13 protein-coding genes are annotated in these 14,890 nt (G+C 49.5%); 11 read left to right on the top strand and 2 right to left on the bottom strand.

The annotated features are described in order from the left end of the window. Positions 1-12 precede the first annotated feature (12 nt). From atpH to C5610_RS13420, 9 genes are all read left to right on the top strand, one after another. Positions 13-546 carry a F0F1 ATP synthase subunit delta gene (atpH, locus tag C5610_RS13460; RefSeq protein ID WP_105307625.1) on the top strand — a complete coding sequence of 178 codons (534 nt, stop codon included), beginning with the start codon at positions 13-15 and terminating at the stop codon, positions 544-546. A gap of 14 nt (positions 547-560) precedes the next feature. Beyond that, on the top strand, positions 561-2,102 hold the full coding sequence (gene atpA / locus C5610_RS13455; RefSeq protein ID WP_105307624.1) for a F0F1 ATP synthase subunit alpha: 1,542 nt from the start codon (positions 561-563) through the stop codon (positions 2,100-2,102). A gap of 54 nt (positions 2,103-2,156) precedes the next feature. Then, positions 2,157-3,023 carry a F0F1 ATP synthase subunit gamma gene (atpG, locus tag C5610_RS13450; RefSeq protein ID WP_105307623.1) on the top strand — a complete coding sequence of 289 codons (867 nt, stop codon included), beginning with the start codon at positions 2,157-2,159 and terminating at the stop codon, positions 3,021-3,023. Positions 3,024-3,065: 42 nt separating this feature from the next. After that, entirely contained in the window at positions 3,066-4,451 is a 1,386-nt protein-coding gene (gene atpD, locus C5610_RS13445) for a F0F1 ATP synthase subunit beta (RefSeq protein ID WP_105307622.1), read from the top strand. Positions 4,452-4,468: 17 nt separating this feature from the next. Continuing rightward, positions 4,469-4,885 (top strand): F0F1 ATP synthase subunit epsilon, encoded by a 417-nt coding sequence (locus C5610_RS13440; RefSeq protein ID WP_105307621.1) that lies wholly within the window; start codon positions 4,469-4,471, stop codon positions 4,883-4,885. Positions 4,886-4,988: 103 nt separating this feature from the next. Continuing rightward, positions 4,989-6,356: a bifunctional UDP-N-acetylglucosamine diphosphorylase/glucosamine-1-phosphate N-acetyltransferase GlmU gene (gene glmU, locus C5610_RS13435; protein WP_105307620.1), complete on the top strand. Its 1,368-nt coding sequence runs from the start codon at positions 4,989-4,991 to the stop codon at positions 6,354-6,356. 3 nt (positions 6,357-6,359) lie between these two features. Continuing rightward, a complete protein-coding gene (gene glmS, locus C5610_RS13430; protein WP_105307619.1) occupies positions 6,360-8,192 on the top strand; it encodes a glutamine--fructose-6-phosphate transaminase (isomerizing) in 1,833 nt (610 codons plus the stop codon). Between the two features lie 58 nt (positions 8,193-8,250). After that, entirely contained in the window at positions 8,251-9,141 is an 891-nt protein-coding gene (locus C5610_RS13425) for a cation diffusion facilitator family transporter (protein WP_105307618.1), read from the top strand. 30 nt (positions 9,142-9,171) lie between these two features. Further along, positions 9,172-9,759, top strand: a complete 588-nt coding sequence (locus tag C5610_RS13420; protein WP_105307617.1) for a glutathione S-transferase family protein — start codon at positions 9,172-9,174, stop codon at positions 9,757-9,759. On the opposite strand, the gene C5610_RS13415 is transcribed toward C5610_RS13420, so the two are convergent. Next, positions 9,749-11,401 carry an acetolactate synthase large subunit gene (locus C5610_RS13415; RefSeq protein WP_105307616.1) on the bottom strand — a complete coding sequence of 551 codons (1,653 nt, stop codon included), beginning with the start codon at positions 11,399-11,401 and terminating at the stop codon, positions 9,749-9,751. The genes C5610_RS13420 and C5610_RS13415 overlap by 11 nt on opposite strands. A 116-nt stretch (positions 11,402-11,517) precedes the next feature. Beyond that, a complete protein-coding gene (locus C5610_RS13410; RefSeq protein WP_105307615.1) occupies positions 11,518-11,895 on the bottom strand; it encodes a DUF4168 domain-containing protein in 378 nt (125 codons plus the stop codon). Positions 11,896-12,065: 170 nt separating this feature from the next. On the opposite strand from C5610_RS13410, the gene C5610_RS13405 reads away from it, so the two are divergent. Further along, complete coding sequence (locus C5610_RS13405; protein WP_105307614.1) at positions 12,066-13,520, top strand: ATP-binding protein; 1,455 nt, start codon at positions 12,066-12,068, stop codon at positions 13,518-13,520. 5 nt (positions 13,521-13,525) lie between these two features. After that, positions 13,526-14,872, top strand: coding sequence for a sigma-54-dependent transcriptional regulator (locus C5610_RS13400; RefSeq protein WP_105307613.1), 1,347 nt, complete (start codon positions 13,526-13,528; stop codon positions 14,870-14,872). The last annotated feature ends 18 nt before the right edge of the window (positions 14,873-14,890 follow it).

The following is a 14,890-nucleotide window of genomic DNA, read 5'->3' as shown; positions in this document are numbered from 1 at the left end:
GGGTTAGAGCTTATGTCAGAACTGACTACGGTCGCTCGCCCTTACGCAAAAGCAGCTTTTGATTTTGCTTTAGAACAGGGAGCGCTCGATAAATGGGCCGAAATGCTCGAATTTGCTGCCGCGGTAGCGAAAGACGAGACCATGGCGTCATTTTTGAGTAGCTCCGCTACTGTTGGTAAGACAGCTGAGGTGTTTATTGGCGTCTGCGGCGACGAGCTCGACGATAGCGCGAAAAACTTCATCAGAGTTATGGCAGAAAACGAACGTTTAACTGCCCTGTCAGCAGTCAGTGAGCTCTATCAGACGTTCCGTGCTGAATACGAAAAAGAAGTCGAAGTTGATGTGACTTCTGCTGTTAAGTTGCTCAAAGCGCAACAAACAGAACTCAGTAAAGCACTGGAAAAACGTCTGCAACGCAAAATTAAGCTGAACTGCAGTGTCGATAAGTCCATTCTTGGTGGACTCGTTATTGAAGCAGGTGACACGGTAATCGATGGCACCTTGCGCGGCAAGCTGGATCGGCTTGCCTACGCACTGCAATCCTAATTGGGGACTTGAGCATGCAATTGAATTCAAATGAAATCGCAGAACTGATCAAACAGCGAATTGAGAAGTTCGAAGTCACCAGCGAAGCTCGCAACGAAGGTACCATCATGTCCGTACAGGACGGTATCATTCGCATTCACGGCCTTGCAGATTGTTTGCAGGGTGAGATGATCGAGCTACCTGGTAATCGTTACGCTATCGCACTTAACCTTGAACGTGACTCGGTCGGTGCGGTTGTTATGGGCCCATACGCTGACCTTCAGGAAGGCGTAAAAGTAAAATCAACTGGTCGTATTTTGGAAGTACCAGTGGGTGAAAAACTGTTGGGTCGTGTAGTAAACACGTTGGGTCAGCCAATCGACGGTAAAGGCCCAATCGACGCCGATCGCTTCGAGCCTGTAGAAAAAATCGCTCCAGGTGTTATCGATCGTCAATCCGTTGATGAGCCTGTGCAAACAGGTTACAAATCCATCGACTCGATGATTCCAGTTGGCCGTGGTCAGCGTGAGTTGATCATCGGTGACCGTCAGACCGGTAAAACCGCGTTGGCCGTTGACGCCATCATCAACCAGAAAGATTCTGGTATTAAATGTGTTTACGTCGCCATCGGTCAGAAAAACTCAACAATCTCTGCGGTTGTTCGCAAGCTTGAAGAGCACGGTGCGTTAGAAAACACCATCGTTGTTGCTGCATCAGCTTCTGAATCAGCAGCACTGCAATACCTGGCAGCCTACTCTGGTTGTACCATGGGTGAGTTCTTCCGTGACCGCGGTGAAGACGCGCTGATCGTATATGATGATTTGTCTAAGCAAGCGGTTGCTTACCGTCAGATCTCATTGCTGTTGCGTCGTCCGCCAGGCCGTGAAGCATTCCCGGGTGACGTTTTCTATCTTCACTCACGTCTGCTAGAGCGTGCTGCTCGAGTTAATGCTGACTACGTTGAAAAATACACCGACGGTAAAGTGAAAGGCAAAACCGGTTCATTGACCGCTCTGCCAATCATTGAAACTCAGGCCGGTGACGTATCTGCATTCGTACCAACAAACGTTATCTCGATTACTGACGGTCAGATCTTCCTTGAAACTGACTTGTTTAACTCAGGTATTCGTCCTGCGGTTAACGCCGGTATCTCGGTATCTCGTGTTGGTGGTGCTGCACAGACTAAAATCATCAAGAAGCTTGGCGGCGGTATTCGTCTTGCCCTTGCTCAGTATCGCGAATTGGCTGCGTTCGCGCAGTTCGCATCAGACCTTGATGAGTCAACACGTGCTCAGTTGGAACACGGTCAGCGTGTTACCGAACTGATGAAGCAGAAACAGTACAAGCCAATGAGCGTGGCTCAGATGGCAGTGTCAATTTACGCCGTAGAAAAAGGCTTCCTGAAAGATGTAGCGATCGACAAAATCATGGATTTTGAAGAGTCGTTACAATCGTTCATGGCAAGCGAATATGCTGAGCTAATGGCGGAAATTAACAATACTGGCAACTATAACGACGACATCGATGCCCAATTGAAAGCTGCGCTTGAGAAATTCAAGCAAACGCAATCTTGGTAATCGCAGTTGGCCGCGCAAGCGGCCATTTGTCGTTGAGTTAACAGGAGAATCGTCATGGCCAGCGGTAAAGAGATAAAAACTCAGATCTCGAGTATCGGTAATACTCAGAAGATCACCAGTGCTATGGAAATGGTTGCTGCGTCTAAAATGAAAAAGGCGCAGGAACGGATGGAAGGTAACCGTCCGTATGCTGAAACCATTCGCAAGGTGATTGGTCATGTGGCGCGCGGTAACTTGGAATATCGTCATCCGTTTATGGAAGAGCGACAAGTTAAACGCGTTGGGTACATTGTTATTTCTACCGACCGCGGTTTGTGTGGTGGCTTGAACGCAAACGAGTTCAAAGCTGTCGTTAAGCACGCTAACGAGTGGAAAGAACAAGGTGTCGAATCGGATTTTGCTGCCATTGGTAGTAAAGCAACCGGCTTCTTCAAACGTTTTGGAGGCAAGTTGCAGGCGCAAGTATCGGGCATGGGTGATAAACCAGAACTGAAAGAAATTACCGGTTCGGTTCAAGTCATGTTGGATGCTTTCGAAGAAGGCAAAATCGATCGTCTTTACGTTGTGTTTAACAAATTTGTGAACACAATGACCCAATCGCCGACCATTCATCAATTGTTGCCATTGCCGCAATCAGAATCGGACGAAGAAGTACAGGCAGGTAGCTGGGATTACCTGTATGAGCCGAACCCCGAGAGCATTCTCGATACATTGATTCGCCGCTTCGTAGAGATGCAGGTGTACCAAGGTGTCGTTGATAACTTTGCCAGTGAGCAAGCCGCTCGGATGATTGCTATGAAGGCTGCAACGGATAACGCCGAAGAGCTGATTGATAAACTTCAGCTGCAATACAATAAGGCGCGTCAGGCGGCAATCACGCAAGAAATTTCGGAAATCGTGTCCGGCGCCGAAGCGGTATAACGCGGCAACGGTTAACAGAATTGAAGAGTTAGAGGATTAGTCATGAGTCAAGGTAAGGTCGTACAGATCATCGGCGCGGTTGTGGACTTTGAGTTTCCACAAGACTCTGTGCCAAAAGTATACGACGCACTGAAAGTGACCGAAGGTGACCTGAAAGATTTGGTGCTGGAAGTTCAGCAGCAACTTGGTGGTGGTATCGTACGTACCATCGCGATGGGTACAACTGACGGTTTGCGTCGTGGCATCGTCGCTGAGAACACCGGCGAGCCAATCATGGTTCCAGTGGGTAAAAAGACCCTGGGCCGTATCATGAACGTATTAGGTCAGCCTATCGATGAAGCAGGCCCTATCGGTGAAGAAGAGCGTATGTCGATTCACCGTGCAGCGCCTAGCTACGAAGATCAGTCAAACACTAACGAGCTACTGGAAACTGGTATCAAGGTTATCGACTTGATTTGCCCGTTTGCTAAAGGTGGTAAAGTTGGTTTGTTCGGTGGTGCCGGTGTTGGTAAAACCGTAAACATGATGGAGCTTATCCGTAACATCGCAATCGAGCACAGCGGTTACTCAGTATTCGCTGGTGTTGGTGAGCGTACTCGTGAGGGTAACGACTTCTATCACGAAATGAACGACTCTAACGTACTGGATAAAGTATCGTTGGTTTACGGTCAGATGAACGAGCCACCGGGCAACCGTCTGCGTGTTGCATTGACCGGTTTGACCATCGCGGAAAAATTCCGTGACGAAGGTCGTGACGTGCTGTTCTTCGTGGATAACATTTACCGTTATACACTGGCCGGTACTGAGGTATCAGCCCTGTTAGGCCGTATGCCTTCAGCGGTAGGTTATCAGCCGACATTGGCTGAAGAAATGGGTGTACTGCAAGAACGTATCACCTCAACCAAAACGGGTTCAATCACATCCGTACAGGCCGTTTACGTTCCTGCCGATGACTTGACTGACCCATCACCAGCAACAACCTTTGCGCACTTGGATGCAACGGTTGTATTGAACCGTGATATCGCATCACTGGGTATCTACCCTGCGGTTGACCCATTGGATTCAACGTCACGTCAGTTGGACCCTCTGGTTATTGGTGAAGAGCACTACAACACGGCTATGGGTGTTCAGGAAGTGCTTCAGCGTTATAAAGAGCTGAAAGACATCATCGCGATCCTGGGTATGGACGAGCTGTCTGAAGAAGACAAGCGGACTGTTGCCCGTGCTCGTAAGATCCAGCGCTTCTTGTCACAGCCGTTCTTCGTTGCGGAAGTATTCACTGGCTCGCCAGGTAAATACGTTTCGTTGAAAGATACTATCGCTGGCTTTAAAGGCATTTTGGAAGGTGAGTATGATGACCTGCCAGAACAAGCCTTCTATATGGTTGGTAGCATCGAAGAAGCGGTAGAAAAAGCCAAAAACCTGTAACCAACCTGGAGGTTTAAATGGCCACAAGTACATTGAACCTGGAAGTGGTTAGCGCCGAAGAGAAACTGTTCTCCGGCGCTGTGCAAACCGTTCAGGTTTCCGGTAGCGAAGGTGAACTCGGTATTTATCCGGGACACGCGCCACTGCTAACGAAAATCAAACCGGGAATGGTTCGTTACGTTAGCGAAGCAGGCGACGAGGAACTCATGTACGTTGCCGGTGGTGTATTGGAAGTCCAGCCGGGTCAAGTTATCGTACTTGCCGATATTGCAGTACGTGGTGATGACCTGGATGAGCAAGAAGCAGAATCTGCGCGTAAACGTGCAGAGGAAGCCATTGCTGATCAAAGTGCTGATGTAACCTATGCTGAAGCGATTGCTGAATTGTCGCGTGCATTGGCTCAGCTGGAAGTTATCCGCAAGCTAAAACGCTAGTCTTGTTAAAAATAAGAAAAGGCCTTGTTGTCTCTACAACAGGGCCTTTTTTGTCTGTAAACTAGTGTAATTGATGAACACAAGAAAATAAGGACATACCCCCATGAAATTACGCGTTGTCATACTGGCGGCAGGTAAAGGAACACGGATGCGTTCTAATCTACCCAAAGTACTGCATAAAGTCGCCAATAAAGCCATGGTTCAGCATGTGATCGATTGCGCTCGCTCACTTCGTCCTAACGCCATTGATCTGATTTATGGTCATGGCGGTGACGCGCTGAAAGCTGCCATCAGCGGTGATGACCTGAATTGGGTTGAGCAGGCGCAGCAACTCGGTACGGGACATGCCGTACAGCAAGTATTACCACACCTGCAAGACGACGAAAACGTGTTAATTCTTTATGGGGATGTGCCTTTATTGACCCAGTCGACGGTACAGCGTTTACTCGACGCGAGTGCAGAGAGCGAGTTGGGATTATTAACCATGTACCTGAATAATCCGATGGGCTACGGTCGTATTATTCGCGATGACGATGAAAAAATTCAGGGCATTGTCGAGCAAAAAGACGCAACCTTAGATCAACTGCGCATTAACGAAGTGAATACCGGTATTATGGTTGCTTCCGGTGCCCATTTAAAACAATGGCTAAAGGACCTCAGTAATGATAATGCACAACAGGAATATTACCTGACCGACGTTGTTGCGATGGCGGCAGAACAAGGCATTACCATTGCCTCAGCGCAACCGGATGACACGACCGAGGTTGAAGGTGCCAATAACCGCCAGCAGTTGGCCGCACTAGAACGTGCGTTCCAATGGCGCATGGCAGAACAGGTGATGACCGCAGGTGCGACCTTGATTGACCCGGCCCGCTTCGATTGCCGGGGCGAACTGAGTGTTGGTTCGGATGTGGTAATTGACGTGAATGCGGTCTTTGAAGGTACGGTTAAGCTTGGCAATGGCGTTATTATTGAACCCAATTGTGTGATCAAAGACGCAGAAATCGGTGACGGAACCCTTATTCGGGCCAACAGTCATATTGAAGGCGCCCGCGTTGCATCGAACTGTAAAGTCGGGCCGTTTGCTCGGCTTCGTCCCGGCGCGGAGTTAGCTGATGAAGCGCAAGTGGGCAACTTTGTCGAAATGAAAAAGAGTCGCCTGGGTAAAGGCTCCAAGGCAAGTCACCTGACCTACCTTGGTGACACTCAGGTTGGTGAATTTGCCAATATTGGTGCAGGCACGATTACCTGTAACTATGACGGCGTTAATAAGTCCCTGACCGAAATCGGTAATGGCGCGTTTATTGGCTCAAACAGCTCATTAGTGGCGCCAGTAAAAATTGGTGATAATGCAACCGTTGGGGCGGGCTCCGTGATTACCCGAGAAGTGGGTGCTGACGAACTAGCGGTAGCCCGAGGCAAACAACGTAATATCAGTGGCTGGCAACGCCCTCAGAAAAAAGGAAGTTAAACTATGTGCGGTATTGTGGGAGCGACCTCAGAACGTCGCGTAAGTGGTATTTTGCTTGAAGGACTCAAGCGCTTGGAGTATCGCGGCTATGACTCAGCCGGTGTTGCGGTTATTGATAACGACCAGCATTTACAAAGCACACGTCGTACCGGAAAAGTACAAGAGTTGGTTGACGCGATAGAAGCTAATCCATTGGATGGAACCATTGGTATTGCGCACACGCGCTGGGCAACGCACGGCGGTGTAACCGAAGCCAATGCACACCCTCACCTGTCTGAGGGTGAAATTGCCGTAGTTCATAACGGCATTATCGAAAACCATGAATCACTACGCGAGCAGTTGCAGACGTTGGGTTATCAGTTTAATAGCCAGACCGATACCGAAGTTATCGCTCACTTGATTCACCACGAACGTAAGCAACAGCCAGACCTGTTGGCTGCCGTAAAGGCCGCTGTGCGCCAGCTTGAAGGTGCTTACGGAACTGTGGTGATGGACACCAAAGATCCCGAGCGGCTGGTGGTCGCCCGTTCTGGCAGCCCGTTGGTTATCGGACTCGGCATTGGCGAAAACTTCGTTGCGTCTGATCAGCTGGCGCTATTACCGGTTACACGTAAATTCATTTACCTGGAAGAAGGTGATGTTGCTGACATCACTCGCACCAGCGTTACCATTTTTGATGAAAACGACCAGCGCATCGAACGCAAAGTGGTTGAATCCGACAGCACCTATGATGCCGGCGGCAAAGGCCAGTATCGTCACTTTATGCTGAAAGAAATTCACGAGCAGCCAATCGCCGTGCGTAATGCGCTGGAAGGCCGGTTGTCGAGCGAAACGGTTCTCGATGATGCCTTTGGTAAAGGCGCGGCGGAGTTGTTTAAAACGGTTGAACACGTACAAATCATTGCCTGTGGTACCAGCTATCATGCAGGTATGGTGGCACGCTATTGGCTCGAGTCTTTGGCTAACGTTTCATGCAGTGTCGAAATCGCATCAGAATTTCGTTACCGCAAATCCTATGTTCACCCAAACAGCTTATTGGTCACCATCTCGCAAAGCGGTGAAACCGCAGACACGTTGGCGGCATTACGACTCTCAAAAGAGCTGGGTTACAAAGGCAGCTTAACCATCTGTAACGTCGCCACCTCATCCATGGTGCGTGAATCTGACCTTGCCTTCATGACCCGCGCTGGTGCCGAAATCGGCGTTGCATCAACCAAAGCTTTTACTACCCAATTAACGGGCTTGTTGATGCTGACAGTGGCGCTGGGTAAATACCGTGGCATGTCGGAGCAACAACAGGCAGCCATTGTGAAAGCGCTGCAGGCACTGCCGGCCAAACTGGAAGAAGCCGTTGCGCTGGCTGACGATATTGAAGCATTGGCGCCCGACTTTGCGAACAAAGAACATAGCCTGTTCTTGGGGCGTGGCAATCAGTACCCGATTGCGATGGAAGGTGCGCTTAAGCTAAAAGAAATTTCTTACATTCACGCCGAAGCCTACGCTGCGGGTGAATTAAAGCACGGGCCACTGGCGCTGATTGATGAAGAAATGCCGGTGATCGTGGTTGCACCGAACAACGAACTGCTCGAAAAGCTGAAATCCAATGTCGAAGAAGTGCGTGCCCGCGGTGGTTTGATGTACGTCTTTGCCGATAAGAACGCGCGCTTTAAGAGCGATGAGACATTGAATGTTCTTAACGTCTGTCACTGTGACGAGATTGTGGCTCCCATTGTGTACACCATCCCATTGCAGTTGCTTTCGTATTACGTTGCAATCATAAAGGGTACCGATGTTGACCAGCCTCGTAACCTGGCAAAATCGGTTACTGTGGAGTAGAAAAAGGGCCGTATGGCCCTTTTTTTGTCAACAAAGTTGACTATCTTGGAGTTTCTCTATGGCTCACCAACACCATCACCACCACCACCATCATGACAGTGCATCTGAGCGAATTGGCTGGGCATTTTTTCTAAATCTGTTTTTTACGATTATTGAGTTTATTGGTGGCGTGCTCACCAACAGCACTGCAATTCTGGCTGATGCGGTCCACGATTTGGGCGACAGTCTTTCCATCGGAATGGCATGGCTGCTAAATAAAATCAGCGGCAAACAGGCATCCCACACCTTTACTTATGGCTATCAACGAATGTCATTAGTGGGTGCGTTTATTAATGCTGTGGTTCTTATCACGGGCTCCGCCTGGGTTTTGTATACCGCTATACCGAGACTATGGGACCCGGTGATGCCTCAGGCGGAAGGAATGGCATTGTTAGCCGTTTTTGGTGTCGCCGTTAATGGGTTTGCCGCCTTTAAGCTGAGCAAGGGACAGACGCTGAATGAGCGGGTGCTCAACTGGCACTTGTTAGAGGATGTGCTCGGTTGGGTCGCTGTACTGATCGTGGCGATTATTTTGATGTTTGTCGACTGGCCTATTTTAGACCCGTTGTTGTCGATTGTATTTACGCTGTTCATTTTGATTAATGTTTTACGGTCACTGGTGGCTACCATCAAATTATTTGTGCAGGCGTCACCAAGTCCCCAGATATACGCGGATATCAAGCAGAAACTGGTTAGCCTGAACGATGTTGCCGACGCGCATCATTTACATTTCTGGTCATTAGATGGTGAACGTCATGTATTAACGGCGCATATTGTGGTATCAAGAGAGTTAAGCAGTGAGCAACGCGCGCGCTTAAAGGCTCTGATTTCAGAAACGCTTGCGCCTTATAAGCTTGCGCACACGACAATTGAACTGGAGTATCCAGACGAGAATTGTCGGGATAATTAATTCGGTTATGTTTTAAAGCGGAGATTGGCTATGGAATTATTCGGCAGTTATACCTCACCTTATGTTCGGCACATTCGAATTGCGTTAGCTGAGACCAAAACGGAGTTTTCGTTTACCGAAACCGATCATGACATGAGTGCGAAACTGAATCCGGCGAAGAAAGTCCCTTTTTTGCACCATAAAGAACTCCGTTTTCACGATTCCAGCAGTATTTTGAAGTACGTTCGGGAAAAAGCCGGAGAGCGCTACTTTGCCGATGTCAAAGACTATGATCAGTATTGCCTGGTGAATACCGCATTGGACGCGTCGATAAACTTGTTCTTGCTGGAGCAGCAAGGTGTGACGCCGGACAACAATGCGTATATGCAGCGCCAGCAGAGCCGCGTAGACGATATTCTTGCCTTAATGGAAAGCAAAGAACACGCGGTGGCGTACGAAGGTCCTCATCCTTTCAGTGATGGCGAGCTGCGTTTAGGCTGCTATTTAAGCTGGGCAGCCTTTAGAAACCGTTTGGTTTTGAGCGAGTATCCGCAATTGCAGGAATTCGTCGATAAACTTAACGACTACCCACTGTTTGCCGATACTCACCCTGAAATTAAACCTACGGTTATCGAGTAAGCTGCGCCGCATTATGCGGTATCTCTTGATTGAGCAGTTTATTATTCATGGAGTAGTCGACGGGCACATCGATTAAATGAACCCCGCCCTGCTCCATGCATTTTTTCATAAGCGGCTGTAGTTCGTGCGTGCTGTTGAGGCGGTAGCCGCTGGCACCGTAGGCTTCGGCGTACTTAATAAAATCGGGATTATTAAAGTCCAGACCGAAATCGCTTAACCCCATATCTTGCTGTTTCCACTTAATCATGCCGTAGGCGCTGTCATTAAGCAGCAGAACCACCAGATCCTGATTCAAGCGGACGGCGGTTTCGAGTTCCTGCGAGTTCATCATAAAGCCACCATCGCCGCAGATGGCGACGACTTTTCTGTCCGGGAACACCAATTTCGCGGCCATTGCCGATGGTAAACCGGCTCCCATCGAGGCTAATGCATTGTCGAGTAATACTGTATTGGGCTCGCGGGCAGGATAGTTTCGCGCAAACCAGATTTTATAGATGCCGTTGTCCAGCGCGATAATGCCATCGTCAGGCATCACATCACGGACTTCCTCAACCAGCCGCTGCGGCAACATCGGAAAGCGGTCATCATTGGCACCTTCATCGGTGTGATCACGCATGTGATCTCTTACCTTCAGCATAAAATCAAAGTCCCAATGAGGCTGAGGTTCGATACCTTCTTTGAGTTGCCAAATGCTGTTACCAATGTCACCAATCATGCTGGCGTGAGGGAAGTAAACCGAATCAACCTGAGCACTCTGAAAATTGATGTGAACAACTTTTCGTTGGCTCGAGTCGGCGCGCATCATAAAGGGTGGCTTTTCAACCACGTCGTGGCCGACATTTAAGATAAGATCGGCTTGCTCAATGGCGCGGTGTGGGTAATCACCGTCGGAAACCGCCGCGTTACCCAGCCAACGGGGATGATCCTCGTTGATGACGCCTTTGCCCATTTGTGTGGTAACGAACGGAATTCCGGTTTTGTCGACAAAGGCGCGTAGCATCTTAGCGGTAATTTTGCGATTGGCTGCTGCACCGATCAGCAATAACGGGTGTTTTGCTTCTTGCAACAGGTTTAGCACATGCGTTACCGCTTTATATTCAGGAATTGGACGGCGCGAGAAGCTGGGTTCAATGGGGTTCGCGTCAACGTCTTCACTGGCGACATCGTCTGACAATTCAAGGTGGGCCGCACCTGGACGTTCTTCCTCGGCGCGGCGGAACGCTTCTCGGACATGTGCCGGTATGCTTTTCGCGCTGATGATGGGCTGGGTATATTTGGTGATCGGGGTCATCATGTCGACCACATCGATGATTTGAAACTGGCCTTGCTGGCGTTCTTTTATCGGTTTCTGCCCCGTTATCACGACCATGGGCATGGCTCCCAGCTGTGCATAGGCGACCGGGGTAACTAAATTCGTTGCGCCCGGACCTAAGGTCGACAGACAAACTCCAGGTTTACCGGTAAGCCGGCCATAGGTTGCTGCCATGAAGCCAGCGCCTTGTTCATGCCGCGTAATAATCAGTTTAATCGATGATTTTGACAGTGACTCCAGTAAATCGAGGTTCTCCTCACCCGGAATGCCAAAAATATATTCTACGCCTTCGTTTTCAAGCGCTTTAACCATCAGATCCGATGCTTTCACGTCGCTCTCTCCTTGCGTATTGAATCATTTGTATTGGGGGTTACGTAAAGCGTAGGACATATGATCAAAAAAGGCGGCTTAAGTCGCCGCCTTTTTACGTTTCTGCCGGTGATGAATTACGAGTCTTCACCAGTCATTTCCTGCAAACGGTTACGCAACTCTTCGTCGTTTTGCGCTTGCTGAATGATTTGGTTGTACTCTTGAGGTGTTAAGCCAGCGTCTTCAACGGCCGCAATCATTTCTTCCTGTGCAGACTGCTGAATAGTACGAGCTTCCTCCTGGTTCTCAGCGTTTTGGAATTTTTCGCGATACTTTTCAGTAACGGCTTGTACGTCTTCCATCGCTGTTACAAACTTGACCAGCATGCCTTCAGTAATTTTCTGTTGAGCTTGCTGCTGAGCCATTTGTTGAGCTGCTTGCCCTTGTTGTTGAGCGATAGCGGCTGTTGAACCAAAGGCCATAACGGTTGCTAATGCGATTAATGTCTTTTTCATAATAGACTCCTAAGTGTTGTCTGGAACTAAATTTGCTCACTGTACCTAAAGCGAAGACCGTGCCAGTTTTGCAAATCATTGATTATTAATGAAAAACATTAAATTGAATGATTTGTAGAGCAGCGTCGGGTGAAAACCTGTATCGTTTTGATACAGTTGGAGGAGCATGAATGACAAAAAGATACAGTTTAAACCTGTCGAGTTTGCAGAAACGACTACTGCTTTATGTTGTCGTTCCGATGATCGTGATATCCGGTGTCGCAATCAGTTTTGGTTTGCAGCTAATGGCGCAACAAGAAGAACAGCGATTAAAAGCGGATTTGGAACTGTTGGGTCGTGCCATTAGCTTACCGATAAGTGATGCTTTATTAACCAATGACTTACCTGCGGTGCAGGCTAACTTAGACTCGGTGTTCTCAATTGGTCGAGTCTACGGTGCCTCGGTTTATAATGTAGAAGGCAATCAGGTTGCGGAAGCCGGTATTACCGAAACGGATCTGTCTAACAGCTTTCTCGCCCAGCAAACGGTAGAAACCGGTGTCACACAAGACGATTACCGACGTGTCGAAGGGCAAGACGTGTTCTCCCAGTTTATGCCAATCATTGACCGTGGCGGACGTATCATCGGCTTACTGCAGATCAATCGAAAGGCCAGCGATTTTGATGAACGATTTGCGCAACTGAGTAAGGTGGCCTGGTTTAGCTGGGCGGCGTTTGCATTAGTTACCATTGCGGTGCTTATTTTTGGTCATTATCGCGGCGTTGGCCGCCACGTTGTGGAATTAAAAAATGCCATGCGACGCGTGGCTGAGGGTGATCGCGATATTCGTGTAACGCCTCAGGGCCCAAGTGAGATCGCTGAAATCAGTGACGGCTTGAACCGCATGCTGGACAGTATCGACCGTGCGGAGCAGGAATTAAAGCAGCGTCGCCAACAGGAAGAAAAGTTGCAACAAGCGCTTCGTGAGCAAGAAAAAATGGCGGCAATCGGCAGTGTCGCCAGCGGTGTTGCGCATGAGCTTGGTGCGCCGTTGACGGTGATTGATGCGCGCGCCAAGCGATTATTAAAAAACAACACCAACAGCGAAGAGATACGTCAGTTGGATGCTGTCCGCGGACAAGTCCAACGGCTGACCGGGCTGGTTAATCAATTATTAGCGTTCTCTCGCACCCCGGTTGCTGAGCGTAAGCCTTGCGAGGTACAACAATTGCTCGCCAGAGCCATTCAAAGTATTGGTTATGAGCGCGATGATGACCCGATAAAAATACGCGTTGATGGCCAGGTTTCGTCGTTGATTAATGTCGACGATAAGCGCTTTGAGCTGGCGCTGATCAATGTATTGAGAAACGCCCTACAGGCAGCGAAGTCAGAAATTGTGGTGTCGTTACGGGGTGGTGATACGGTAGAAATCTGTGTTTGCGATGATGGGCCCGGGATCGACGACGCCATGAAAAACACCGCCGCACAACCCTTTAACAGTACCAAGCCGCAAGGCAAAGGTACCGGTCTGGGGTTAACCATTGTCAGCCACGTGATGACCGATCATCACGGGTCGATGACTCTGGAAAATGCGGAGCATGGTGGCTGCTGTGTACGGTTGCGTCTGCCAGCAAGTAAGGAGTAAAGGGTATGAGTATGAATAAGGCCTGGGTAGCGGTTATTGAGGATGATCCGGCACTGAATGAGTTGCTGGTCGAAGAGCTTGAGGCAGAGGGCTACCGTGTAACGCATCATGGCAGTGTCGAAGACTATCTCAGCCAGGAGGGGCAGCCGGATGTGGTGGTAAGTGACATTCGTCTACCGGGAACCTCGGGCATGTCGCTGTTGCAAACGTTACAGCAACAGAATAATCCACCCGCGGTGTTGTTGATCACCGCGTTTGGCACGGTTGATCAGGCGGTTGATGCACTGAAACAGGGGGCCGCAGACTTTCTGACTAAACCGCTGGACGTAGAACACTTGTTGCTGAGCGTGCAACGAATCCTTGAGCACCGCAGTTTAAAACAAGAACTGAACCGCTTTAAAACCCAGCAGACCGGCCCCGCCGGAATGATTGGGCAAAGTCCGGCGATGCGAAAGCTTTACACCCAAATCGAGCAAATTGCAGCGGTGGATGGCAGCGTGCTGATTTTGGGCGAGAGCGGTACCGGGAAAGAGCTGGTGGCGCGAGCGATTCATCAGCTCAGCGAGCGACGGGATAAGTCGTTTCAGGCGGTTAACTGTGCCGGTATCCCGGCCGACTTGATGGAAAGCGAGTTCTTTGGTCATGAGGCCGGCGCCTTTACGGGTGCGAAAGGAAAACGCAGCGGACTATTGAAGCAAGCGGATGGTGGTACGCTGCTACTGGACGAAATTGGTGAAATGCCGATGGCGCTGCAAGCTAAATTACTCAGAGTTTTGCAGGAGGGTACGCTGCGTGCTGTGGGGAGTGATAAGGAAGAGCGCGTTGATGTGCGAATTCTGGCGGCAACGCATCAAAATCTCGAACAAAACGTCGAACAAGGCAGCTTTCGGCAGGATCTTTTTTACCGCTTGGAGACCTTCTCGCTTTACGTACCGGCATTGCGCGAGCGCGGGGAAGATATCGAGCGGTTGGTGCGTCACTTCATTAATGAGCTTCAGAATGAGCAACGTATCAAGGATATTGATAGCGATGCGTTGGAGGCACTCTACCGATACCCGTTCCCGGGTAATGTTCGCGAGTTGCAGAATGCGATAGAACGAGCGATGGCGTTCAGTGCGGATGACACCATCCACTGTGATGACTTACCCAAACGGATTCTTGAATACAGTGGCCCAGATCAGGGCAGTTTGAAAAATGAGTGGCCCACCTTGCATCAGTTGCAGGAGGACTACATCAAACGGGTGATGCAACACGTCGAGGGCAATAAGTCGAAAGCAGCAGATATATTGGGTATTACTCGGCGAACGCTATACCGCTGGCTTGATGACCAGGGTGATCAAAGCGAGCGCTAAGAACGTATCCAGAGCACA

Origin of the sequence: Idiomarina sp. OT37-5b (genome assembly GCF_002968395.1) — a bacterium.
GTDB classification, from domain to species: Bacteria; Pseudomonadota; Gammaproteobacteria; order Enterobacterales; family Alteromonadaceae; genus Idiomarina; species Idiomarina aquatica.
The sequence above is the reverse complement of the archived record's forward strand: the minus strand, read 5'-3'. Positions and strand labels throughout refer to the sequence as shown.